This is a genomic window from Variovorax ureilyticus (genome assembly GCF_037889935.1).
GTDB classification, from domain to species: domain Bacteria; phylum Pseudomonadota; class Gammaproteobacteria; order Burkholderiales; family Burkholderiaceae_C; genus Variovorax; species Variovorax ureilyticus.
In genome coordinates this window covers 124841-143166 of record NZ_JBBKZU010000016.1, presented here as the reverse complement: position 1 = coordinate 143166, position 18326 = coordinate 124841, and the positions used below count along the sequence as shown (strand labels likewise).

Below are 18326 nucleotides of genomic sequence, written 5' to 3'. Positions count from 1 at the left end.
GACAGGGGACACGGGCATGTGCCATCGATGCAGGCGCGGTCGCAGCGCTTTCCCCGTCGTCGGCAACATCCAGCCGTGAGCCGCCATGGCGCGCCTGCTCGACTGCTTTTCGGCCCTGCTTTCCTTCGGGCTGGCCCTGGATGCCTCGATCGCGGGCCGCCGGGTCGGCGGCTCCTGCGAGGAGGCGCAGCGCCGGGCCCTGGCGTTGCTCGACGAAGCCCGTGCGTGCGCGCAGCGCCTTGGCAAGTCCACCGAGCAGATCGAGTCGGCCCTCTTCGCGATGGTCGCGTGGATCGACGAAGTGCTCTCGCGCCATCCCGACTGCGAAGCCGCGGTCGCGCCGCTGCAGATGCGGCTCTTCAATTCGAGCAACGCCCAGACCGAGTTCTTCCATCACCTCTCGGCGCTGCCGGCCGACGAGCAGGAGGTCCGCGAGGTCTACTGGCATGCGCTGGCGCTGGGCTTCAAGGGGCAGTACTACTTCGAGATCGGCGATGACGGCGAGCTCGGCAAGCTCAAGGACCTGCACGGTCAGCAGCTCGCCATCCGACCTGCGTCGCTCGACACGCTCGCCGAGGACCGCATCACGCCGCAGCCCTACGGCGTGCCCGATCCGCCCGGCCCGCGGGACCCGCAGGGCCGCAAGCGCGCCATGCTGCGCGCCGTCGCGGCGCTGGCGGTGGTGGTGCCGCTGGCCTACCTCGCCACCCATCTGCTGACCCACTCGCGGGAAGCGCCGCTCACGCTGGTCCAGCGCGTGGAGCAGCAGGTCCAGACCTATGCCTGCGCCGATCTTTTCGCGACACAGACGCCAAAGGGAGGCATCCGCGTCAGCGGCTACGTGCCGACCGCGGAGGACGTGATGCGGGTCCAGCGCGAGGTGCGCGAATTGCCCGGCGTGACCGAGGCCAGCTTCGACCTGCGCCTGCGCATCTGGCCGCATTGCGAGGTGGTCGAGATCCTCAAGCCCTACCAGGGACGCAACCGCGAACTGGGCCATGGCCTGAAGGTCGAGGCAGCGAGCGCGCACAAGGGCCAGCTGCGCGAAGGCGATCCGGTGCTGTTCCGCGTCACGGGCCCCAACTACGACGGCTATCTCTGGGTCGACTACTACACCGCCGACGGCGCGGTGATGCACCTGAAGGCCGGGCTCGGCCAGGCCCGCGTGCGGGCGGGAGAAAGCGTCGAGCTCGGCCGGGACATCCCTTCGAGCTGGCTGGTCGCGCCGCCCTTCGGCACGGTGCTGCTGGCCGCGTTGTCCTCACCGGTGCCGTTCCGCGAGGCCACGGAACGCCCGCCCTTCGAGCTGGCCTCCGCCTACCTGCAGCGGCTGCGCGAATCGCTGGCGGCCGGCGAGTTCGGCGTGCGGGTGATCGCCGACACCCTCTTCCTCGAAACCGTCCCACGCTGAGATGGCGCCGATGAGCCAGTTGCCCCCGATCCCCATGCAGTTCTGGACGCTATTGGCCGTGTGCCTGCTGGCGCTCCTGAGTCTGTGGTGGGTGTTGTTCGGCTCGGGCCGGGCGGCGCGCCGCCGCTCGCTGCGCGCACGGATCGTCGCGGTCACGCCGGGCGGTGCCGCAGCCCTTGCCCCGGCGGAGGACGCGGCGATCCGGCAATCGCTCGCGCAGCAGGTCCCGCCGCTGTCACCGGGCTCGACCGGAACACGGCGAGGCACGCTCTACACGACGCCGTGGTTCCTCTTCGTCGGCGACGCATCGGCGAACGTGGCGGAGCTGCTCGCGCTCGCGGCCGGCAGCCCAACGACGCAGGACACCGTGCAAGTCGCCACTCGCCCGTTCTGGTGCTGGCATCGGCTGCCTTCGATCATCGCGATCGAGATGCACCCTTCGGTGCTGGGCGACCCGCCGGACGCGCGCGAGCGCAGCCTCTGGTATCGGTCGCTGCTGGATCTGGCCGAGCGCCGCAGACGCCTTCCGCTCAACGGCATCGTGGTGTGCGTGAGCGCATCGACGCTGCTCGAACCGGCCCGCGTGCGGGACGGACTCGCCCGCCGCCTGCGCGCGCTGGTCCACGACGCGGCGGAGCATTTGCGGATCCAGTTGCCGGTCTACCTGGTCGTGACCGGCCTGGAGCGGCTCGATGGCTTCGATGCGCTGCGCGCGGCGCTGCCGGTGGAGGCGCTCGGGCAGGCACTCGGGCACCGGCTGCACAATGGCGCCGCCCCGCGCGTGCCCGCGGACAAGCAGTTGGACGGCCTCTACGCCGAAATCATGCAGCGCATGCACGCGCTTCGAATGGCGCTGTTCCTGGCCGAGCGCAGTCCCGCGCAGAGGCAGGCGATCCATGCCTTCGTCGAGCAGTTGCGGTCGCTGCAACCGGGACTGCACTCGACGGCCGATGTGCTCTTCGGCTACGGCACCGGGCCCAGGTCGCCGCGCTGGCGCGGTCTCTATCTCACCGCCACGCCGTGCAACGGCAGCGCGGGCGCTTTCGCGCAAGATCTGTTCGCGCGCTTTCTCCCGTCCGACCAGCCGCTGGCGCATTCGCGGCGCCCGGGAGCGGCGAACGACGGCGACTTCGACTCGACGCGGCTGTGAGGGCCGCGGCCGCTCATTCTTCGTCGCGCACCCGGTGCTGGCTGGTCAGAGTCTGCTGGATCGCGGGCGGCACCGCCTCGTAGTGCGACAGCACGATCGTGTAGCGCCCCTGCCCGCTGGTCATCGCGTTGAGTCGCGACTGGTAGCTCGCGAGTTCCGACATCGGCACCTGTCCCTTGATGACGACGGTACCGACCGCGAGGTTCGAGGTGCCGGTGACCAGCCCGCGCCGCGACGACAGGTCGCCGGTCACGTCGCCCATGGACCCGTCGGGCGCGGCGATCTCGATCTGCACGATCGGCTCCAGCACGATCGGCCGCGCGTCGCGGATGGCCGCCATGAAGGCCTTGCGGCCCGCGGTGGCGAAGGCGATGTCCTTACTGTCCACGCTGTGGTGCTTGCCGTCGTAGACCACCACGCGCACATCGACCACCGGGTAGCCGGCGATCGCTCCGGTCTGCAGCACTTCGCGCACGCCCTTCTCGACGGCGGGGATGAACTGCCCGGGAATCGTGCCGCCCTTGACCTGGTCGACGAACTCGAAGCCTTCACCGCGGCCCATCGGCTCGATGCGCAGGAACACCTCGCCGAACTGGCCCGCGCCGCCGGTCTGCTTCTTGTGGCGATGATGCCCTTCGGCCGGCGAGGTCACGGTTTCGCGGTAGGCGATGCGCGGCGGCCGCGTGTTGACCTCGAACTTGTAGACCTCGCGCAGCCGGTCGAGCAGCACGCGCAGGTGCAGGTCGCCGAGCCCGTACACGACCGACTCGTTGGTCGCTGCCACGTGCTCCACGCGCAGGCAAGGGTCCTCGCCGACCAGCTTGCCGAGGATCTCCCACATGCGCTGCTCGTCGCCGTGCCGCTTGGGCTCGATCGCCAGGCCGTGCACCGGCACCGGGAAGTCGAGCGGCGCGAGGTGCACATGGTCGTCTTCCGCCGCATCGTGCAGCACCGAGTCGAACCGGATCTCGTCGACCTTCGCCACCGCCACGATGTCGCCGGGCAATGCGCGCGCAACCTCGACATGGTCCTTGCCTTGCAGCATGAAGAGATGCCCCACCTTGAAGGGCTTGCGGCCGTCGCCCACGTAGAGCTGGCTGTCGCGCGTGACCGTGCCCTGGTGCACGCGGAAGATGCCCATCTTGCCGACGTACGGGTCGACGGTGACCTTGAACACGTGCGCCAGCACATGCAGCGACGGGTCCGGCTTCGCTTCCATCGGCTCGGCAGCGGCGCCCTCGCCCAAGAGGAAGTCCGGCGGATTGGCTTCGGTCGGGTCCGGCAGCAGCCGCGCGACCACGTCGAGCAGCTCGCCGATGCCTGCGCCGGTGCGCGCGGAGACGAAGCACACCGGGATCAGGTGCCCCTCTCGCAGCGCCTGTTCCAGCGGCGCATGCAGCTCGGCGGGGTCCACGTCGCCATCGTTGAGGTAGCGGTCCACGAAGGCGGCGTCGACCTCGACCACCTGCTCCACGAGCGCCCGGTGCGCCGCATCGACCGAGCCGACGTCGCACGAACCCTCGCGGTTGAAGAAGCAGTCGACCACCCGCGCGCCGCCGTCGGCGGGCAGGTTGAGCGGCAGGCATTCCCGTCCGAAGGCCGCCTGGATCTGCTCCAGCAGTCCCGCCAGATCAACGCCTTGCGCGTCGATCTTGTTCACGATGATCATGCGCGTGAGATGGCGCGAGGCCGCGTATTCCATCATCCGCAGCGCCATCTGCTCGATGCCGGTCGATGCGTTGATGACGACCGCCGCCGTCTCGACCGCCTCGAGCGCCGGCAGGCTCTGGCCGAGGAAATCGGGGCCGCCGGGCGTGTCGATGAAGTGGATCCGCGTATCGCCATGCGTCATGTGCATGATCGACGCGTTGAGCGAATGCTGCATTCGTCGCTCGAGCGGGTCGTGGTCGCTCACGGTGCTCCCGCGTTCGACGCTGCCCGCCGCGCCGATGGCGCCGGTGCGCTGCAACAGGGCCTCGGCGAGCGTGGTCTTGCCGGAAGCGGACGCTCCGACAAGTGCCAGCGTCCGCACCGCTTCCATTTCGGCCGCGAGGCCGTTCGATCGGCTTGGCATGAGTGGTCTCCTCTACACCCGGGCGACCCAGCGTACGGGATTGACCGGCCGGACGCAAGCCAGCCCCGCCTGCCGGACAATGGCGGCACTCACGGCAGGACGCATGGCACAGCCACCCACCCCACCCCGCGCGACGGGCTACGTCCGCACGCAATTCATGTTCGTCAAGATTCCGGTCCTCCCCGACGCGGACGACCTGTATCACCAGCGCGAGGACCGCATCGACCAGGCGCTCAAGGCCAAGGGCCTCGGCACGGTGATCGGCTGGGGCGACTCGCTCGGCGAGGCGCGGGCCGGGAGGTCCAGGCGCGTCGCCTACACCCGCGTCGATCTCGATGTGGTCGAGGTCGAGGACGCCCGTGCCGAACTGCAGGCCGTCCTCGCGGCCATCGGCGCGCCCGCCGGCACGGAGATCCACTACAGCCGGGACGGCGCGAGCGTGGCCGACATCTACGCCCCGCCCGGATGGCGGCTCGCGCAGCCGGTGGTGTACGGCGTCGGGCAGCAATAGACAGAAAGAGAAAACGGAGGACGGCGGTCCGACCGATCACGGACCGAGCGGCAGCGGCTGCGTCGTCTCCTCGTCCGAGTGCAGCCACATCGCGACGGCGGTGTAGTTGTCGTTGCCCGGCGGGGCGCTCAGCCGGACCTCGCTGTCGATCCGCTCGATCAGTTGATGCGGATCGAGCGATGCGCGCAGGATCTCGCCCAGCCGCTGGTCGCCCAGCACCTCCCAGACGCCGTCGCTGCACAGCAGCACCACGTCGCCGACCCGCACCGGCATGGGCTCGGACACATCGATCTCGACGTCGCCGTCCGGCGCGCCGAGCGCCGACAGCAACAGATGACGCTGCGGATGCAGGCGCGCACGCTCCTCGTCGATCATGCCGCCGTTGACCAGTTGCTGGACGAGGCTGTGGTCGGTCGTGCGCGCCGCCTGCCTGCCATCACGGAACAGGTAGGCCCGGCTGTCGCCCGCGTGGGCCCAGGCGAGCGTACGGGCCTCGAGGTCGACGATCGCGAGAACCACGGTCGAGCGCATGTCCGCCAGCCGGCCGCCCTCGGCCTGGCGCGCAACCACGTCGCGGTTGGCCTGCTGGAGCAGACGCCGCAGCCGGCTGCGCTCCAGCCCGGGCGAAGCGGCCATGGCGCCCAGCACGCTCGATCGCGTGACCTCGGCCGCGACATCCCCGCCGCCGTGCCCGCCCGCGCCGTCGGCCACGAGGCAGGCCGCGAAGCGCTCGTCGCTCCACTGGCCGAACACGTCCTCGTTGTAGGTACGGCCACCCTGCTTCGAGACGGCGACGAATTCGATGTCCACCGGCTGGCCTCGCTCGGGTTCAATGGACGCCGAATGCCCACCACACCACGAGGGCGATGGAGAGCGGCAGGACCACGGCGACGGAAGCGGCCACCGCGAACATCGTGCGCTGGCGTTTCGTCGCGGGCGCCGGCGCCTGCGGCACCTGCGCGCGACCGGCCCGGCGCCGGCCCGGCGCGAGACGCATCGGTGCAGGCGCCGCCTCCAGCCCCAAGGCCTCGCGGAATGCCGCCATCGACTGCGGCCGCGAATCCGGCCGCACGCCGAGCCCCGCATCGATCGCGCCCAGCAGGCGATCGCTGTAGCGCTGCCGCAGCGCCTCGTTGCGCGCCAGCGGCATGTAGCTGTCGGACAGGACACGCGCCACCGATGGCGGCGGCGGCCGGCCACACACCGCGACGTGCAGCACGGCGGCGAGCGCGTACACGTCGGTCCACGCGCCCTGCGCCATGTCGGGCATGCCGGCGTACTGCTCGATCGGCGCGTAGCCGGGCTTGAGGATCACGGTGATGGTCTGCGTCTTGTCGCTGATCACGCGGCGCGCCGCGCCGAAGTCCAGCACCACCGGCCGACCGGAGCCTTCGAGAAGGAGGATGTTGTCGGGCGCGATGTCCCGGTGGTAGCAGTGCGCCGCGTGCATGACCATCAGCGCCTGCGTCACGCCGTCCATCACCTTCAGCAACCAGGCTTCCTGCGCGATACCGGGCGAGGCGGCCAGCGCCTGTTTCAGCGTGTCGCCGCGATAGAAGGGCATGACCATGTACGCCGTGCCGCGCTCCTGCCAGAAGCGGTAGACCTTGAGCAGCGACGGATGCCCGAACTGCGCCAGGAGCCGCGCCTCGTTGATGAAGCCGCGCATGCCGAGCTCGTAGGTCTCCCGATGCCGCTCGGACAGCGGCACCACCGCGCCGTCCGGCCGCCGCGCCGACAGCGACGAGGGCAGGTATTCCTTGATCGCGACCACGCGTTCGAGCACCGGATCCCACGCCTCGTAAACCACGCCGAAGCCGCCTTGCCCGACGATGCGCGTGATCTCGAACTCGGCCAGCCGCGCGCCGACCGCGAGCAGGCCCGCGCCGGTGCGGCGCGGCGCCGACCGCACGGCGGGCGCCACGGTGGGCGCGAGTGAACGCGGAAATGCACCCGGCGCCTCCTTCCCCGCGGGAGGAGCCGGAGCCGACGCACGGGGATTCACGCAGCCTCCGGAGATGACTCAGGGAGCGTCAGTGTCGGGCGCTGGCGCGGCGCGGGAAATAACGCTAAAGGCCTACAGCGGAGGACGCATTCGAGTTGCATCCACCGCGCGACGCGGGCGCCGAACCTTGCCTAGGATGAGCGCCACCTTCAAATGAGTCACTCCGCCATGGACACCGCCTCCCCACCCGTGCTTTTCGATACGGACGAAGCGATCTGCACCATCACGCTGTCCCGCCCCGCCAAGCGCAATGCGGTGGACCGCCCCACGGCGGCCGCGCTGCTCGCCGCCTTCGAGCGCTTCGAGGCCGATGAGACCCTGCGCGTCGCGATCCTGACCGGCGCCGGCGGCCACTTCTGCGCCGGCGCCGATCTCGCGGCGGTGGCCGACCCCGCGCTGCGCAACGAACTGACGCCGGACGGCAGCGGCAACGGCCCGATGGGGCCGACGCGGATGGCGCTTTCCAAGCCGCTGATCGCCTCGGTCAACGGTTACGCCGTGGCGGGAGGCCTCGAACTCGCGCTGCTGGCCGACTTGCGCGTGGCCGACGAGGATGCGGTGTTCGGCGTCTTCTGCCGGCGCTGGGGCGTGCCGCTGATCGACGGCGGAACGGTGCGCCTGCCGCGTCTCGTGGGCATGGGACGCGCGCTCGACATGATCCTGACGGGCCGTGCGGTGCCCGCCGCCGAGGCGCTCGCCATGGGCCTGGTCAATCGCGTGACCCCGCCCGGCGGCGCATTGGCGGCGTCCCGGGAACTCGCGCGCGAGATTGCCGCGTTTCCGCAGCAGTGCATGCTGGCCGACCGGCGCTCGGCCTATGCCCAATGGGACCTGCCGCTCGCCGACGCGCTGCGGCAGGAAGGCGCGAACGGCGTGCCGGCCGTGTTTGCCGAAGGCGAAGCCGGCGCCGGGCGCTTCGTGCGCGGCGCCGGGCGGCACGGACAGTTCGGCGCCGAGTGACCTCGGCCGGCCTTCGGCCTCAGCGCCCTTCCGGCCGCGGCGCTTCCGCGCCGGCAGCGCAACCGAAGAGGGCGTCGAACTGGTCGTCCTGCGGCAGTTCCTGGCCGGCCATTCCGAGCCCGCGCTCCGCGGTCGGATCGGTCAGCCAGAGCGACTGACCGACCACGGGCAGCGCCAGCGTCGCGCCACAGTCGCCCGGTTCTGTTCCGCCGGGCGCGAACAGCTGATGCAGCAGCACCTCGAAACGCACTGCATCGAGGTGCTCCCGCGTGCCCTCGCGCGCGGCGCGGCTCGCCTGCACCCACCAGTGGCGCAGCCGGGCCAGGGCATCGCCGCGAAGCTCGCTCTCGGCCGCCCCCAGTTCGGCCGCCAGCGTGAAGGGGAAATGGCGCCCCATCTCATCGACCGAGGGAACGATCACGCCGACCCAGCCTTGCGCATCGACCACGTCGTTGCCGAGGACGAAGCACCACTGCGGCGCGTCCAGGTAGTGATCGGGCCAATTCGGGTGGCTCTGCTGCATGCGCGCAATCCCGGCGCGCAGCCAGCGGCCCCAGGCCTCTCGAAAGCTCTGCGGCAGACGCCGGTGCGAGAAGTCGCCCATGCCGGGCAGCCGGCCGAGCCAGCCCGGGGCCGCGTCTGAAAAGAGGGAACTCGTCTGCTCGTGCACAACCACTCCGACATGGGAAACATGCAGTTTCCGGCGGCGGCGCGCTGAAACACATCTGACCGATGGTGCAAGGCGCCGAAAGTGTTCAGCGTAATGCAAAGGGCCTATAACGCGCTGCTCAGCCGGTTTCTCGATTACAAATGGAAGGGTCAATTTCCGTTTGTTATGCAACGAAACCATCTGCCGGCCAGCCCCGGCGAGGAAAGAATCGATCGCATGCGAATCGCCGTGCTCATCCTTTTGCACAAATGGACGAACCAGCAGCAGCGCCTCGTCGAGTTCCTCGCCCGGGAGTACGACGTGTTCATCCACGCCGACAAGCGGTCGCAGCTCGCGATCCAGCCCGATTCGCCGCGGATCCACTTCTACAGCGAGTACAAGGCCTACTGGGGGCACCACAGCCTGAACGAGGCCACCCTCTTCCTGTTCCGGCAGGCCGCCCGGATCGGCTTCGACCGCTACCTGCTGATTTCAGGCGAGGACGTGCCGCTCAAGCCGCTGCATGAAATCACCCGCTTCTTCGCGGCCACCGACCAGGAATTCTTCGAGCACCATGCGATGCCGCGTGCGCAATGGGCGGACAACGGCGGCTTCGACCGGCTCGATTTCTTCTATCCGAAGGTGCTGTCGCGGGGACCGGCCAGTCCGCTCGCCAACAAGCTCAACATCCTGCTGGAGCGGCTCAACCGGCGACTCCTCATTCCGGCGATGCGCAAGGTCGCACGGCGGCCGCGGCTGCCGGTCGAATATTGGGGCGGCGGCCAGTGGCTGAACCTTTCGGGCCACTGCGTGACGCAGATGCTCGCCTGGCTCGACGCCAACCCGTGGTACGAGCGCAAGTTCCGGTGGACCCGGTGCTCGGACGAGATCTTCTTCCACACGCTGATCTTCAACTTCGTGCAGGACGTGGAGGTCTGCAACGACCACCTGCGATACATCGACTGGCACTCGGGCCCGGAGATTCCACGCGTGATGCGCCGATCCGATCTCGACAAGATGCGGCAATCGCCCGCGCTCTTCGCGCGCAAGTTCGACGTCAACGTCGATCCGACGGTGATCGACGCGCTCTATGCGGATCTGGCCGAGCAGGAGCAGGAGCCGGCCGCTCAGCGACTCTCCGCGCGCAGCACCGCCTGCTGCTGAGCGTAGGCCTGCTCGATGCGATCGAGCTTCGCCTGCCGCGCTTCCTCGCTGACCCAGCGGGCGTTGAGGGCGCTCTGGCGCGCGAGCTGGTATTCGAGCCGTGCGGCCGGCAGCAGCGCCTTGTTGTCGGCGGCGATGTACCCGAGGCTCGCATGCAGGTCTTTCAAGGTCTCGCGCTGCGCGTTGCCCCGCACACCGGGCTCGTGCCCGTAGGCGAGGAAGAAGGCGCGCAGCCGCCTCTGGAGTTCCGGCGCCAGCCCGCGCCGTACCACGATCGGCGCCTGCGGCGTCGGGTCCGAGCGCCAGATGATCTGCAGCCGCCCGGCCTCCACCGGGAACTGGCGCCGAAAACGGTCGAAGTCGGTGGTGTTGTTGGTCGCGACGTCGGCATCGCCGTTCGCCACCGCGAGCGCCGTGGCCTGGTGGGTGCCGATCACCTCGCTCTTGAAGCGTGTTTCCATCTCGATGCGATGCGGCAGAAAAAGCTGCACCTGCGGCAGGATGAAGCCCGACACCGAACGAGCGTCCCCGCGCGCGAGCCGCCACTGCTCCGGATGCGCCAGCAGGTCATCGAGACTGTTGCGCGGGCCGTCCTTGCGGGTCAGGAGGATCGCGCGATGGTCGGCATCGCCGGGATGCCGCTTGACCAGCGCCAGCACGTTCATGCGCCGCTCGGTCACCGCATCGAGCGCCAGCTTGGAGGACAGCAGCGCGAAGTCGACCTCGTCGCGATCGATCGCCTGGTCGAGCGATTCGTAGCTGGTCACCGAAAGCACGGTCACCGGCCTGCCGATGGCGCGCGCCAGATCCGCCAGCAGGGGGGCCCAGCCGTCCTTCGACTCGACCGCGCCGCCGATGGGCAGCACGCCGAAGCGCAGCGGGTCGGCCGGCTCGCGCGCCACGGCAAGGGCATGCCAGCCAAGTGCCGCCAGCAACACCCAGCGCCCCACGATCACGATCCAGGCAGGTCTCACGATGCGATCAACGCGGAGCGTCTCCACGAAGCGCGGCCATCTGCTCGGCATAGGTGGCCTCGATGCGCTGCAGCCGCGCCTGCCGCGCCGACTCGCTGACCCACTGCGAGTTCATCGCGCTCTGCCGCGCGAGCTGATAGGCCAGCTTGGCGGCGGGCATCAGCGAGCTGTTGTCGGCCGCGACGAAGCCCGCGAGGTCGTGCAGCGACTTCAGCACGGCTCGCTCCGCGTCGCCGCGCGGCCCCTTGCCCCTCGCGTAATCGACGAGGAAGCCCTGCACCTTGCGGCGGAAGGTGTCGTCGTACTCGCGCCGCATCACGATCTGCGCGTGCGGGATCAGCTCGGATTCCCAGATCACCTGCAGCCGGTCGGCCTCGGCCGGGAACTGGAGCCTGAAGCGCTCGAAGTCCGCGGTGTTGTTCGTCGCCACGTCGGCCTCGCCGTTGGCCACCGCGAGCGCGGTCACCTGGTGGGTGCCGACGACTTCGCTGCGAAAGCGCGTCTCCATCGCGATGTGATTGGGCAGGAAGAGCTGCAGCTGCGGCACGATGAAGCCGGACACCGAGCGGCTCTCGCCGCGCGCGATGCGCCACTTCTCTGGCTCCGCCAGGAGGTTCTTGAGACTGGTGTAGTCGCCGCTCTTGCGGGTGAGCAGCAGCGCGCGGTAGCCGGGCAGGCCGTCATGACGCGTGACTTGGGCGACCACGTTCATGCGGCGCAGGGTCACCGCGTCGAGCGCCATCTTGCCGGACAGGAAAGCCATGTCGACCTGGTCGCGCTGGATCGCCTGTTCGAGCGCCTCGTAGGAAGTCACCGACAACATGGTCACCGGCCGGCCGATCGCGCGGCTCAGGTCCGCGAGCAGCGGCTCCCAGTCGTTGCGAGACTCGAAGGCGCCACCCAGAGGCAGGATGCCGAAGCGCACCGGCACGCTCGATGCGGGTTGCGCCGAAGCCGCCTGAAGACCCATGGCCGCCACCACCAGCATCGCCGCGCAACCCAGCAGCCACATGCGCGCGCGACGCACCGCGGCCCGGAACCGATCCGGCCGGGCATGCGATGGGCTGTAAGTGCTGAGAACCGGGGCCTGCATCGGGCTGAGAGGAACGCGGACGGTTGAATTCACAATTAGAAACTAACTTGAACAATTCCCGTGTCGTTTTTCTCCATCCATGTTTTTCGATCGGTAACGTATAACGGGACCCGCGCACCGCTCGACATCCGTCCATGAACTGGTCCTTCCGTGCCTTCCATCTTTTGCGTCTGACGCTGGCCCAGCAGCTCGTGCTCCTTGCCCTGCTGCCGGCCACCGTCGCGACGCTGGGCGTCATCGCGGTGCTGACGCGGCAGCACCTCTCCAACGTGACCGAGCTGGTGCGCGCCAACGCGCAGACGGTGGCATTGCAGGTCGCCACGGTGGCGCAATCGCAGATCCAGCACATGGATCGCCGCGCGCTGCAACGCACGGCGCAATCCGGCAGCTACCAGCCGCATGTGCAGCAGGTGCAGATCTGGTCGGAGGATGGCGAGATCGTCGCCAACTCGGAAACCACCGACCGCGTGCGCGGCGAAGGCCTGCAGGTGGTGGCGCCGATCATCGGCGACGATGGCAAGAACGCGGGCAAGGTGATGGTCGAGATGAGCCTCGACGCGGTCGGCAGCGCCAAGCAGGCGGTGTGGTTCAACGTGGTGCTGGTCCTCGCCGCGAGTCTGGTGGGCGTCGGCCTTGCGGGGTGGTGGGCAGCGCGGCGGATCAGCTCCCCCATCCGCGAACTCGGCGAAGCGGTGGAGCGCCTCGGCGCGGGCGAGGATGCGCAGGTGACCATCAAGGGCACGTCCGAGGTCCGGCGTCTGCAGGACGGGTTCAACCAGGCGGCGCGCGCGCTGTCCGAAAGCCGCAACCAGCTCGAAAGCCGAATCGTCAACGCCACCGCGGAACTCGCGCGCAAAAACCAGCAGCTCGAAGTCGCCAGCCAGGCCAAGACCCGGCTGCTCGCCGCCGCGAGCCATGACCTGCGGCAGCCGCTTCATGCACTCACCCTGTTTTCCGACGGCCTTGCCAACGGCGAGACCGACCCGGCGCGCCTGCAGCGCATCGGCCACATCCGCGAATGCGTGGATTCGCTCGACCGGCTGTTCACCGAGCTGCTCAATCTCTCGCAGCTCGATGCCGGCGTGCTGCAGCCGCAATGGACGGACTTCGCGCTCGACACTCTCTTCGACGAAATCAGCCGCAACTTCCGCGCGGTGGCCGAGCAGCAGAACCTGCGGCTCGTGGTGCGCAAGACCGATGCCTGGGTGCGCTGCGACTACGTGATGCTGTCGCGCATCCTGAACAACCTCGTGTCGAACTCGCTGCGCCACACGGTCGAAGGCGGCGTGCTGATCGGCGCGCGGCGGCGCCGCAAGGGCATCCGCATCGACGTCTGGGACACCGGCGTCGGCATTGCGGCGCACCATCAGGCGCGGGTGTTCGAGGAGTTCTATCAGGTCGAGCAGCAGGGCGGCCGGCACGGCGGCCGCGATTCGCGCGGCATGGGACTCGGCCTGGCGACGGTGCAGCGTCTCGCCGCGCTGCTGAACACGCGCGTCGAACTCAGCTCGCGGCCGAACAAGGGCACCTGCGTGCGCGTGATGGTGCGCGCCACCGAGCCGATGATCCCGATGCCGGTCACGGCCCTGCTCCCCATGGGCCTCGCGGCGGAGGACGACGGGGGCCTCTGCAACATCCGCGTGCTCGTGATCGACGATGAGCGCACCATCCTCGAAGGACTGCAGGTCGTGCTCTCCAACTGGGGCGCGGAAGTGATGGCCGCGCAGAGCCGCAGCGAAGCGCTCGCGCTCGCGAGTGCCTGGGACAGGCCGCCCGACGTGGTGCTCAGCGACCTGCTCCTGCAAGGCGGCGACAACGGGCTCGACGTGCTGGCCGCACTGGAGCGTCATCCCAACGGCATCGGGCCGGCGACCGCCCGCCTGCTGGTCACCGGTGAAACCAAACCCGACCGCCTGCGTGAAGTCGCAAGCGCCGGCGTCGCGGTGCTCTACAAGCCGGTCTCACCGAAGGTGCTGCGGCAGGCGATTGCTGCTCAGTTGGCGGCCGTGCGCGAGCTCGCGTGAGACGACGGGCTCGTCCCGGCAGACCTTCGCGCCCTTCGGATCCCTGCTGAGCAGACTGGTCCGCCCATAAGCCGTCAGGCATAGGCCTTCAGGCCGCGAGCCGGCTCGCCGCCCCCCTCACAATCCGACCTCGTGCCGGGGACATAAGCCCTCTGCCTTATCGCGTGCAAACAGCCGCGTCCGTACATTGGATCCATCAGCCATTGCGGATGCGGTCCGATGTTCGCCACGCTTTCCCCCACTCTGCTTCGAAGGAAGCGCGCCATCGCGGTCGCGGCATTCGCCTGCGCCCTGACGGTGTGGAGCGGCGCGAGCGCAGCCGGATTGACCGTGCTGATGGCGGACGAGAGCGCGCCCTATGCCGAGTTCGTCCGCCAGCTGCGCGACACGCAGGAGGCAGGCAGCCGCCTCGACCTGATTCGCCTGAGCGTCGGCCAGCCGCCCGCGGACGCGGCCGCCGCCAGCGGGGATCAGACCGTGGCGCGTATCCGCAGCGCTCGCCCGGTGCCCCCCCCGGTCACCATGGCGCTCGGTATGGCCGCCGCGCGGTCGGCGATCGAGCGTCCCGGGCAGGACCCGCTGGTGCTCGCGATGCTGAGCCGTCTCGACTACGAAAGCCTGAAGACCAGCCCCGCGATGCGGCACCCGGAGCGCCAGATCGGCGTGCTGCTGCGCGATCCGGCCATGGCCGACCAGCTCGCGTTGATCGATGCCGTTATGCCCCGCAAGCGGCGCCTCGGCGTGGTGGCGACCAGCGAATCCGCGCCCCTCGTGCGCGAACTGCAAAGCGCCGCGCAAGGCTGGGACCTGCAGGTGGAATTGGCGCCCGACGCGAAATCACTCGCCGCGGCGCTGCGCGTGCTGGTGCCCCGCAGCGATGCGCTGCTCGTGCTGCCCGACATGATCGGCGACAACCAGGCGGCCACCCTCGCGGTGCTGCGCGCCGGCGCCGGCGCGGGGCTGCCTGTCTTCGGCGCCAGCGACGGGCTGGTGCGCTCCGGCGGACTCGCGGCGGCGGTCTCCACTCCGGCGCAGCTCGCACAGCAGGCGCGTGCGCTCGGCCAGAAGCTGGCCGCCAGCACCGGACCGAACGCCGTAGTGGTCGAGGCCGCGGCCCCCGCCACGGTACGCGTCAACACCACGGTGGCACGCGGGCTCGGGCTGCGGATGCCCGAAGAACGTGAACTCACGGAGCGGGTCACCGCGATCAGATGACCTCCACCCCACACCTGATCGCGCCGCCGCCGGACGTGCAGCCTGACGATGCGGCAGCCACCCCCGTGAGCCGCGATGTCATCGTCGCCGGCACCCTGCAGCGCGACCTGTTCCGCCTGGGCGTGGTGCCCTGCGTCATCGTGGCGCTGGCGCTCACCGGCTGGTTCACCCACAGCCGCCTCGACGCGCTCGAAGCGGCCTTCGACGCCGAGGGGCAGGCCGTCGCGCGCCAGGTGGCGGCGATGTCGGATCTGAGTCTTTATGCGGGCGACGTGCCGGCGCTGCAGAACGTCGCCAACGCGGCGCTGCGCGGCGGACAGGTCACGCGCGTCGAGATCAGCAACAGCGCCGGCGTGTTCGTCTCCGCCGGTCCGAAGACCGCGCCCATGGGCGAGCTTCGGATGTTCACCGCACCGGTCACGCTGCGGGAAGCCTCGCGCGCCACCGCCTTCGCGCCGGCCGGCTCGACCGTCGCGGGCGATGCGTCGATCGGGCTGGTGCAGACCTTCCGCGACACCACCGCCTATGCACATGAGCGCACGCGCGTGCTGATGGCCGGCATCGGCATCGCGATGCTCGCGCTGCTGGCCGCGTGGGCCTGGGTGCGGCATACCGCGCGCGCGGTGGCGCAGCCGCTGCGCCGCATCTCGCGCACCGTCGCCGCGCTGGAAGCCGGCCAGTTCGATGCGCGCTGCAACGTGGTCACTTCCAGCTCGGACGAGGATGACGACGATGCCGGCAGCGGCGGCCGACGGCGGACGCGGCACGAATTCGCGAATCTCGCCCACGACATCAACCGCCTCGCCGAACGGCTCCAGCGAAACCAGCAGATCAGCGACGAGCAGGTGCGCGAGGCCACTGCCGTGGCCCTTCAGCGCATGGCCGAGGCGGAGCAGGCCGCGCTCTCCCGCGCACGCTTCCTGGCCGCCGCGAGCCACGACCTGCGGCAGCCGCTGCACGCGATGGGCCTCTTCATCGACGGCCTGCTTCCCACGGCCAATCCGACGCAGCGCCCCGCGGTGCTTCGCCTGCAGGAAGCGACCGACTTCATGGGCGTGCTGCTCGACGATCTGCTGGAGATCTCGCGGCTCGATGCGCAGGTGCTGACGCCCGCAATCGCCGGCGTGTCGCTCGCGAGCCTGTTCGACCAGCTTGAAGCACAGCATGCCGCCGCGGCCGCCGCCGCGCGCGTGCGACTGGTCTGGAAGGACCGGGGACTGGCCGTCAACAGCGATCCGGCGCTGCTGCTGCGCATCGTCGGCAACCTGGTGAGCAATGCGATCCGCCACACGCCGACCGACGGCACGGTGCTCGTGGTCGCGCGGCGGCGCGGCGGCGCGGTGCGCATCGAGGTGCGCGACAACGGCGTCGGCATCGCGCCGATCCACCAGACGCGCATCTTCGAGGAGTTCTACCAGGTCGCGAACACGGAACGCGACCGCCGCCAGGGCTTCGGCCTCGGCCTCGCGATCTGCGCGCGCATCGCGCTGCTGCTGGGCACGCGCATCAAGCTGCGCTCGGCGCTGCAGGCGGGCAGCACCTTCTCGCTGGACCTGCCGATCGCCCACCCGCGTCTCGTCGCCGCCCCGACCAAGGAGGCCGCGGCCGCGGCGCCGCTCGCCGGCCTGCACTGCCTGGTGGTGGACGACGACCCGGCCATCCTCGACGGCAGCCGCACGCTGCTCGAACTCTGGGGCTGCCAGGTGGATTGCGCCTCCACCCGCAAGGAGGCGTTGACCCGGCTCGACAAGACCGACGCGCACTTCGACGTGGTGCTCTGCGATCTCCAGCTCGACGGCGAGGAAGACGGCATGGAGGTCATCGAGGACACGCGCCGCCTGCAGCCGGATGCGCTTGCGGTGCTGGTCTCGGGCGCCACCGGCCCCGAGGCGCTGCAGCGCCTGCGCAAGGGCGGCGTGATGCTGCTGACGAAGCCGGTCGCTCCGGCGAAGCTGCGCGCGCTGCTTTCGACGAAGCGCGCGCCGATCCTCGCCGCCTGCTGAGTGCTGAGCCGCGCGGGCGCTCAGATCTCGGCCGGCGCGGGACGCAATCCGAAACGCACCGACTCGGGCTCGACCGAGACCGCGTACCCCAGGCCTTCCGCCAGGGATTGCAGCGCGATCGCATCGATGGCCAGCGCCCGTGGCGCGCGGTGCACGCCCGCGAGCGGATCGGCCGGCCCGGATTCGCCCCGGCGAGCCAACAAGAGCAGGGCCTCGTCGCCGTCGGCCTCGATGCCGATCTCGCCCAGGTGCGGCGCCGTGTCGTGCAGGTAGCCCAGCGCGCCCAGCAGCATGTAGCGCAGCGCGGCGCCCGACGGGAAGCGCATCTCATCCTTGTCCGGCGAAAGATCCTCGGCCACCCGCAGGCCGATGCCGCGCAACTCGAAAGCCACGCGCATGAGCGCGGTGCATTGCGCCACCAGCTGGCTGCGCGAGATTTCCTCGTCGCCCGCCGAGAGCTCCCAAGCGCGCAGCGAGTGCATGCCGCTCGCGAGCAGCCCCACCTGGTCCTCGATGAGCGAGAGCCGTTCCGTCCAGCTCGCCGCGTCGGGCGCCGAGGCCGCCTGGCGCTTGAGCACCAGCAGCCCCATGCGGATCACCGACACCGGCGCGGCCATGTCGTGCCGCAGCGCGGGAAGCGCGCGCGTGAGCAGCTCGTGGCGCACACCTGCCGCCATCCAGCTTCGCGCACCGGGAGAAGCCTTCATCGGCCTGCGGCCCGCGACAGGATCCGCTCGAGCGCGTCGAAGTCGATGGGCTTTTGCAGATGGTGATCGAACAGACCGGTCCCGCTGGTGGTTTCGTCCGCCGCGAAACCGGATATCGCCACGAGCAGCGGCGGCGTGCCTCGCGCCTCTGCGCGCAGTTGCCGGGCCACTTCGGTCCCCGGGAAATCAGGCAGCGTGAGATCGACGAGGGCGGCATCGAAAGCCTCGCTCGCGGCCGCCTCCAGCGCCTGCCGGCCGGTGTAGGTGCAACGTGCCGTGTGGTCCTGCAGGACGAGCAATTCCTGCAACAGGTCCGCCGCGGCCTCGTTGTCGTCGACGATCAGTACGTTCACTTCAGGAATCTCCGGGAAGGCAGCTTCACAGTA

Annotated in this window: 16 protein-coding genes; 8 read left to right on the top strand and 8 right to left on the bottom strand. The window is 69.9% G+C overall.

Going from position 1 to position 18326, the window contains the following annotated elements; all coding sequences use genetic code 11:
* The first annotated feature begins 85 nt into the window (after window positions 1–85).
* Both WKW77_RS28510 and WKW77_RS28505 read left to right on the top strand, forming a co-directional pair.
* On the top strand, window positions 86–1411 hold the full coding sequence (locus tag WKW77_RS28510; RefSeq protein ID WP_340360267.1) for a DotU family type IV/VI secretion system protein: 1326 nt from the start codon (window positions 86–88) through the stop codon (window positions 1409–1411).
* Between the two features lie 10 nt (window positions 1412–1421).
* Window positions 1422–2561, top strand: coding sequence for a type VI secretion system protein (locus tag WKW77_RS28505; RefSeq protein WP_340360266.1), 1140 nt, complete (start codon window positions 1422–1424; stop codon window positions 2559–2561).
* Window positions 2562–2574: 13 nt separating this feature from the next.
* Here WKW77_RS28505 and fusA read toward each other — a convergent pair whose 3' ends face one another.
* Complete coding sequence (fusA, locus tag WKW77_RS28500) at window positions 2575–4635, bottom strand: elongation factor G (protein ID WP_340360265.1); 2061 nt, start codon at window positions 4633–4635, stop codon at window positions 2575–2577.
* A gap of 103 nt (window positions 4636–4738) precedes the next feature.
* Here fusA and WKW77_RS28495 point away from each other — a divergent pair, with 103 nt between their 5' ends.
* Entirely contained in the window at window positions 4739–5146 is a 408-nt protein-coding gene (locus WKW77_RS28495) for a hypothetical protein (protein WP_340360264.1), read from the top strand.
* A gap of 36 nt (window positions 5147–5182) precedes the next feature.
* Here WKW77_RS28495 and WKW77_RS28490 read toward each other — a convergent pair whose 3' ends face one another.
* Together WKW77_RS28490 and WKW77_RS28485 are read right to left on the bottom strand one after the other, a co-directional pair.
* On the bottom strand, window positions 5183–5956 hold the full coding sequence (locus WKW77_RS28490; RefSeq protein WP_340360263.1) for a PP2C family protein-serine/threonine phosphatase: 774 nt from the start codon (window positions 5954–5956) through the stop codon (window positions 5183–5185).
* Between the two features lie 19 nt (window positions 5957–5975).
* Window positions 5976–7070 carry a serine/threonine-protein kinase gene (locus WKW77_RS28485; protein WP_340360262.1) on the bottom strand — a complete coding sequence of 365 codons (1095 nt, stop codon included), beginning with the start codon at window positions 7068–7070 and terminating at the stop codon, window positions 5976–5978.
* A 249-nt stretch (window positions 7071–7319) separates the two neighbouring features.
* Between WKW77_RS28485 and WKW77_RS28480 the strand changes: the two genes are divergently transcribed.
* The gene (locus tag WKW77_RS28480) at window positions 7320–8111 is read left to right on the top strand and encodes a crotonase/enoyl-CoA hydratase family protein (protein WP_340360261.1); all 792 of its coding nucleotides are present in this window, start codon (window positions 7320–7322) and stop codon (window positions 8109–8111) included.
* Between the two features lie 19 nt (window positions 8112–8130).
* Here the strand turns inward: WKW77_RS28480 and tagF are convergent, their stop codons facing one another.
* Window positions 8131–8781 (bottom strand): type VI secretion system-associated protein TagF, encoded by a 651-nt coding sequence (gene tagF / locus WKW77_RS28475; protein ID WP_340360260.1) that lies wholly within the window; start codon window positions 8779–8781, stop codon window positions 8131–8133.
* Window positions 8782–8997: 216 nt separating this feature from the next.
* Here tagF and WKW77_RS28470 point away from each other — a divergent pair, with 216 nt between their 5' ends.
* On the top strand, window positions 8998–9924 hold the full coding sequence (locus WKW77_RS28470; RefSeq protein WP_340360259.1) for a beta-1,6-N-acetylglucosaminyltransferase: 927 nt from the start codon (window positions 8998–9000) through the stop codon (window positions 9922–9924).
* On the opposite strand, the gene WKW77_RS28465 is transcribed toward WKW77_RS28470, so the two are convergent.
* The gene (locus WKW77_RS28465) at window positions 9888–10862 is read right to left on the bottom strand and encodes a phosphate/phosphite/phosphonate ABC transporter substrate-binding protein (protein ID WP_340360283.1); all 975 of its coding nucleotides are present in this window, start codon (window positions 10860–10862) and stop codon (window positions 9888–9890) included. The genes WKW77_RS28470 and WKW77_RS28465 overlap by 37 nt on opposite strands.
* A gap of 43 nt (window positions 10863–10905) precedes the next feature.
* Window positions 10906–11910 (bottom strand): phosphate/phosphite/phosphonate ABC transporter substrate-binding protein, encoded by a 1005-nt coding sequence (phnD, locus tag WKW77_RS28460; protein ID WP_340360258.1) that lies wholly within the window; start codon window positions 11908–11910, stop codon window positions 10906–10908.
* Between the two features lie 215 nt (window positions 11911–12125).
* Between phnD and WKW77_RS28455 the strand changes: the two genes are divergently transcribed.
* From WKW77_RS28455 to WKW77_RS28445, 3 genes are all read left to right on the top strand, one after another.
* Window positions 12126–14015, top strand: coding sequence for an ATP-binding response regulator (locus WKW77_RS28455; protein ID WP_340360257.1), 1890 nt, complete (start codon window positions 12126–12128; stop codon window positions 14013–14015).
* Window positions 14016–14234: 219 nt separating this feature from the next.
* On the top strand, window positions 14235–15230 hold the full coding sequence (locus WKW77_RS28450; protein ID WP_340360256.1) for an ABC transporter substrate binding protein: 996 nt from the start codon (window positions 14235–14237) through the stop codon (window positions 15228–15230).
* Window positions 15227–17233: an ATP-binding response regulator gene (locus WKW77_RS28445; RefSeq protein WP_340360255.1), complete on the top strand. Its 2007-nt coding sequence runs from the start codon at window positions 15227–15229 to the stop codon at window positions 17231–17233. The genes WKW77_RS28450 and WKW77_RS28445 overlap by 4 nt, the downstream gene beginning before the upstream one ends.
* Window positions 17234–17253: 20 nt before the next feature.
* Here WKW77_RS28445 and WKW77_RS28440 read toward each other — a convergent pair whose 3' ends face one another.
* Entirely contained in the window at window positions 17254–17940 is a 687-nt protein-coding gene (locus WKW77_RS28440) for a hypothetical protein (RefSeq protein WP_340360254.1), read from the bottom strand.
* A complete protein-coding gene (locus WKW77_RS28435; RefSeq protein WP_340360253.1) occupies window positions 17937–18293 on the bottom strand; it encodes a response regulator in 357 nt (118 codons plus the stop codon). Before WKW77_RS28435 ends, WKW77_RS28440 begins: the two co-directional genes overlap by 4 nt.
* Window positions 18294–18326 lie beyond the last annotated feature (33 nt).

Bases quoted from the DNA above. Each gene is read 5' to 3' on its own strand.
- WKW77_RS28450 (WP_340360256.1), top strand. From the start codon at position 14,235: ATGTTCGCCACGCTTTCCCCCACTCTGCTTCGAAGGAAGCGCGCCATC.
- phnD (WP_340360258.1), bottom strand. From the start codon at position 11,910: ATGTGGCTGCTGGGTTGCGCGGCGATGCTGGTGGTGGCGGCCATGGGT.
- WKW77_RS28480 (WP_340360261.1), top strand. From the start codon at position 7,320: ATGGACACCGCCTCCCCACCCGTGCTTTTCGATACGGACGAAGCGATC.
- WKW77_RS28455 (WP_340360257.1), top strand. From the start codon at position 12,126: ATGAACTGGTCCTTCCGTGCCTTCCATCTTTTGCGTCTGACGCTGGCC.
- fusA (WP_340360265.1), bottom strand. From the start codon at position 4,635: ATGCCAAGCCGATCGAACGGCCTCGCGGCCGAAATGGAAGCGGTGCGG.
- WKW77_RS28495 (WP_340360264.1), top strand. From the start codon at position 4,739: ATGGCACAGCCACCCACCCCACCCCGCGCGACGGGCTACGTCCGCACG.
- WKW77_RS28440 (WP_340360254.1), bottom strand. From the start codon at position 17,940: ATGAAGGCTTCTCCCGGTGCGCGAAGCTGGATGGCGGCAGGTGTGCGC.
- WKW77_RS28505 (WP_340360266.1), top strand. From the start codon at position 1,422: ATGAGCCAGTTGCCCCCGATCCCCATGCAGTTCTGGACGCTATTGGCC.
- WKW77_RS28470 (WP_340360259.1), top strand. From the start codon at position 8,998: ATGCGAATCGCCGTGCTCATCCTTTTGCACAAATGGACGAACCAGCAG.
- WKW77_RS28510 (WP_340360267.1), top strand. From the start codon at position 86: ATGGCGCGCCTGCTCGACTGCTTTTCGGCCCTGCTTTCCTTCGGGCTG.
- WKW77_RS28445 (WP_340360255.1), top strand. From the start codon at position 15,227: ATGACCTCCACCCCACACCTGATCGCGCCGCCGCCGGACGTGCAGCCT.